Below are 5,001 nucleotides of genomic sequence, written 5' to 3'. Positions count from 1 at the left end.
CTGCGCCGATTCCGCCGTGCTGTTGTACTTGTTGTAGAACCGGATGACCGTCTCCAGGTCCTTGAAGGCGCCGTTGTGCATGTAGGGGCCGGTGACGGCGACGTTGCGCAGGGTCGGCGTCTTGTATTTGCCGTCCTGCGTGCCGGCCTTCGCCTTCGGGTTCTCCATCAGGCCATGGTCGACGAAGCGCTTGCCCTTGCCGTTGGCGGCGCGCAGCTCCGCGTTCACCGGCACGCCGATGTTGTGGAACTCGTAGTTGGTGAAGGTCTCCTTCTCCGCCGCCGGCATGGGCTTCAGCTGGTGGCAGAGGTTGCAGTTGGTGAACTGCGTGGAGAAGAACAGGGTCATGCCCAGGTCCTCCTCCGGCGTCATCTTGTATTCGCCGCGCAGGTGGCGGTCGTACTTGGAGTCGAAGGGCGCGAACAGGTCGGTCTGCTCGAAGCGCGCGATGCTCTCGGTCATCGCGTCGTACGCCTTGTCGGCGGTGTCCAGCACGCCGGCGCCGAACAGCGCCGGGAAGGCGCGGACGTAGGCCGGGTTCTCCTTCAGCCGCTCCAGCACGTGCGCCTTGGACGGCATGGCCATCTCGCCGGGATTCAGCGGCGGGCCGCCGGCCTGCTCCTTCAGGTCCGCCGCGCGGCCGTCGTGGAACTGGCCGCCCACCGCCTTGCCCTTGGTGATGCCGAAGGCCGGGCTGAAGCGCGCGTAGGACGCCGTCGGCGCGTTGCGGTCGCCCAGCGACTTGCCGTCCGCGCCCAGCGAGGCGGCCCCCCCGCGCGGGTCGGCGAAGCCGAAGTCCGGGCTGTGGCAGGTGGCGCAGGACTGCGTGCGGTTGATGGACAGGTTGGTGTCGAAGTACAGCGCCTCGCCCAGCGCCTCCACCGTCTTCAGCTCGTCCGTCTTCATCTCGCCCGGTTGCCCCAGCGCGGCGCCGGATGCGGCGACGATCACGAAGCTGGCGGCGGCGAGGAAACCCAGGCGGCGGGACGGCGCGGCGGACATGGCGGAGGCTCCGATGGGCGGCCGAACGGCATAGACCGATGGCCCGAACGAGCCGGACCCTGCACCAAGAGCCCCCATCCCGCAATGATAATCATTATCACCTGGGTGGGACCCATGGTCGCTACCCCTTTCGCGCACGGCCTGCGCATGGCCCCGCGCGCGGCTCGCCGCCGGCCGTCCTTGACCGCAACGCACACACGGCTAATATCCGGCGCCATGACATTCATGTGGCGGGTCCCGTCGCGCCAAGCGCGAATTACCGGCCCGGCTCTCTGAGGAGGGCCGGGGCGCCGTTTCCGTGTGTGCAGTCGGGCGGCCGGAGTGCCGCCGCCCGGTGGTCTTGTCCCTTAGGATTCCCGATGACCCGCGACTACAAATCGACCGTCTTCCTGCCGCGCACCGACTTCCCCATGCGCGGCGGCCTGCCGCAGAAGGAGCCCGAGCTGCTGAAGCGCTGGGCCGACATGGACCTGTTCCAGCGCCTGCGCGACACGTCCAAGGGGCGGGAAAAGTTCATCCTGCACGACGGTCCGCCGTACGCGAACGGCAACATCCACATCGGCCACGCGCTGAACAAGATCCTGAAGGACGTGATCGTGCGGTCCCGGCAGATGCTGGGCACCGACGCCAACTACGTCCCCGGCTGGGACTGCCACGGCCTGCCGATCGAGTGGAAGATCGAGGAGAAGTACCGGGCCGAGGGCAAGGACAAGGACCAGGTTCCGATCACCCAGTTCCGCGCGGAATGCCGCGAGTTCGCCCAGCACTGGGTGGACGTGCAGGCGACCGAGTTCAAGCGCCTGGGCGTGGAGGGCGACTGGAAGCGCCCGTACCTGACCATGACGCTGCCGGCCGAGGCGCAGATCGTCCGCGAGATCCACAAGTTCGCCATGAACGGCGGCCTCTATAAGGGCGCCAAGCCGGTGATGTGGTCGGTGGTCGAGAAGACCGCGCTGGCGGATGCCGAGATCGAGTACCACGACCACACCTCCACCACCGTGTTCGCCAAGTTCGCGGTGTGGGGCTCCGGCACGCCGGAGGTGGACGAGGCGAAGATCGTCATCTGGACGACCACGCCCTGGACCCTGCCCGGCAACCGCGCGCTGGCCTACGGCGAGGAGATCGAATACGCCGTCTTCAAGGTGACGGCGGTGGAGGAAGGCAGCCTCGCCACGGTGGGCGAGCGCCTCGTCGTCGCCACGGCGCTGGCCGAGGGCGTCGCCAAGGAAGCCAAGATCACCGAGTGGAAGCAGCTGCACCGCTTCCCCGGCTCGCGGCTGGCCGGCACCTTCTGCCACCACCCGCTGAGCGGCAAGGGGTACGAGTTCCGCGTGCCGATGCTGCCCGGCGACTTCGTCACCACCGACGCCGGCACCGGCTTCGTGCACATCGCCCCCGGCCACGGCGAGGACGACTTCCACCTGGGTCAGGCCAACGGCATCGAGGTGCCGCAGACGGTGGGCGAGGACGGCCGCTACTACGACCACGTGCCGCTGTTCGCGGGCCTGCGCGTCTACACCGACGAGGGCAAGCCGGGCGAGGCCAATGGCGCCGTGCTGAAGGCGTTCGCGGAGGCCGGCGCGTTGCTGGCGAAGGGCCGGATCAAGCACAGCTACCCGCACTCCTGGCGGTCCAAGGCGCCGCTGATCTTCCGCACCACGCCGCAGTGGTTCATCTCCATGGAGACGAACGAGCTGCGTCAGGTGGCGCTGAAGGCCATCGGCGACACGCGCTGGGTGCCGCCGCAGGGCGAGAACCGCATCCGCGCCATGATCGAGCAGCGCCCGGACTGGTGCATCAGCCGCCAGCGCGCCTGGGGCGTGCCCATCGCGCTGTTCGTGCGCAAGTCGGACGGCCAGATCCTGCGCGACCCCGCGGTGTTCGAGCGCATCGCGGCGGTGTTCGAGCAGGAAGGGTCGGATGCGTGGTTCGCCCGCGACCCGCAGGACTTCCTGGGCAATGCCTACGCCGCCGCCGACTTCGAGCAGGTGAAGGACATCGTCGACGTGTGGTTCGAGTCCGGCTCGACCCACTCCTTCGTGCTGGAGCAGCGGCCGGAGCTGAAATGGCCGGCGTCGCTGTACCTGGAAGGCTCCGACCAGCACCGCGGCTGGTTCCACTCCTCGCTGCTGGAAAGCTGCGGCACGCGCGGCCGGGCGCCGTACGACGCGGTGCTGACGCACGGCTTCACGCTGGACGAGCAGGGCCGCAAGATGTCCAAGTCGCTGGGCAACGTGGTGGCCCCGCAGGAGGTCTGCGACAAGTACGGCGCCGACATCCTGCGCCTGTGGGTGGTCGGCACCGACTACACCGAGGACCAGCGCATCGGCCCGGAGATCCTGAAGTACCAGGCCGACCTCTACCGCCGCCTGCGCAACACGCTGCGCTACCTGCTGGGTGCGCTCGCCGACTATTCGGACGCCGAGCGCATCGCGGTGGCCGAGATGCCGGAGCTGGAGCGCTGGGTCCTGCACCGCCTGCACGAGTTGGACAAGCACGTGCGCGGCGAGATCGAGGCGTACGACTTTCACGGCCTTTACCGCGCGCTGCACGACTTCTGCGCGGTGGACCTGTCGGCCTTCTACTTCGACGTCCGCAAGGACAGCCTGTACTGCGACCGGGTCGATTCCGTCCGCCGCCGCTCCGTGCGCACGGTGATGGAGCACCTGCTGTCGTGCCTGACCGCGTGGTTCGCCCCGGTGCTGTGCTTCACCGCCGAGGAGGCGTGGCTGGCCCGGCCGGAGGGCCTGCAGTCGGGCGACGGCTGGACCGAGGAGAGCGTGCACCTGCGCGTCTTCCCCGACATCCCGGCGTCCTGGCAGGACGAGGCCCTGGCCGAGAAGTGGGGCAAGATCCGCGACGTGCGCCGCGTGGTGACGGGTGCGCTGGAGCTGGAGCGGGCCAACAAGAAGATCGGCTCCTCCCTGCAGGCCGAGCCCACCGTCTACATCGACGGCGCCACCAAGGCGCTGCTGGACGGCGTGGACTTCGCCGACGTCTGCATCACCTCGCAGATCGAACTGGTCGAGGGTGCGGCGCCGGAGGGTGCCTTCACGCTGCCCGACGTGGCCGGCATCGCGGTGGCGCCCGGCCTCGCCGACGGTGAGAAGTGTGAGCGCTGCTGGAAGGTGCTGCCCGAGGTGGGCACCGTCGCCGACCACCCGACGCTGTGCACCCGCTGCGCCGACGCGGTGGGGTGATCAACCACATCCCCTCTCCCCCCTGGGGAGAGGGTCAGGGTGAGGGGGGCCACGGGGGACGGGTACGTCCGGCAGATGCCGGCCCCCCTCTCCCCAGCCCTCTCCCCAGGGGAGACGGAGAAGCATGTCCACCACCTTCGCACGCCAGGAACGGTCCTACCTCGGCCTCGGGCTGGCGGTCGCGGCCCTGGTCGTGATCCTCGACCAGGTCAGCAAATGGTGGATCCTGTCCATCATGCAGCCGCCGCACGTCATCGAGGTGCTGCCGTTCTTCAACCTCGTGCTGGTGTGGAACCAGGGCGTCAGCTTCGGCCTGTTCTCGCACGAGGCGGAAATCATGCCCTATGTGCTGAGCGCCGTGGCGCTGGGCATCGCGGGCGTGCTGCTGACGTGGCTGCGGCGCGCCGACCGCTGGTTCGTGGCGCTGGCGCTGGGCATGGTGATCGGCGGCGCCATCGGCAACATCGTCGACCGGCTGCGCTTCGGCGCCGTGGTCGACTTCCTGGACGTGCACGCGATGGGGTGGCATTTCTGGGTCTTCAACATCGCCGACAGCGGGATCAGCGTGGGAGTGGCGCTGCTCGTCATCGATGGGTTGTTCAACACCCCTGAAAAGTCGTAATACATCACCCGACGGAGCCGCACCCGAGATGCACTCGGCCGCGCGGCGGTGACTGACGACGGGACCAACGAGCCGTGCACAGCAAGCTTACTGCCTCATCGACCCCGCGGCGCCGCCTCGCCGCGCCCCTCATGGGACTGGCGCTCGCCGCGCTGGCGGTCTCCGGATGCTCCGACG

Annotated in this window: 3 protein-coding genes; 2 read left to right on the top strand and 1 reads right to left on the bottom strand. The window is 68.8% G+C overall.

What is annotated here, in order from left to right:
• The coding region (locus VED21_RS11995; RefSeq protein ID WP_324882593.1) for a cytochrome-c peroxidase at positions 1-1,002 on the bottom strand (1,002 nt) is incomplete at its 3' end.
• A 359-nt stretch (positions 1,003-1,361) separates the two neighbouring features.
• Here VED21_RS11995 and ileS point away from each other — a divergent pair.
• Both ileS and lspA read left to right on the top strand, forming a co-directional pair.
• Positions 1,362-4,202: an isoleucine--tRNA ligase gene (gene ileS / locus VED21_RS11990; RefSeq protein ID WP_324882592.1), complete on the top strand. Its 2,841-nt coding sequence runs from the start codon at positions 1,362-1,364 to the stop codon at positions 4,200-4,202.
• Between the two features lie 124 nt (positions 4,203-4,326).
• On the top strand, positions 4,327-4,824 hold the full coding sequence (gene lspA, locus VED21_RS11985) for a signal peptidase II (protein WP_324882591.1): 498 nt from the start codon (positions 4,327-4,329) through the stop codon (positions 4,822-4,824).
• Positions 4,825-5,001: the final 177 nt, after the last annotated feature.

It is taken from the genome of Azospirillum sp. (assembly GCF_035627195.1).
In the GTDB taxonomy this organism is placed as follows: Bacteria; Pseudomonadota; Alphaproteobacteria; order Azospirillales; family Azospirillaceae; genus Azospirillum.
The sequence above is the reverse complement of the archived record's forward strand: the minus strand, read 5'-3'. Positions and strand labels throughout refer to the sequence as shown.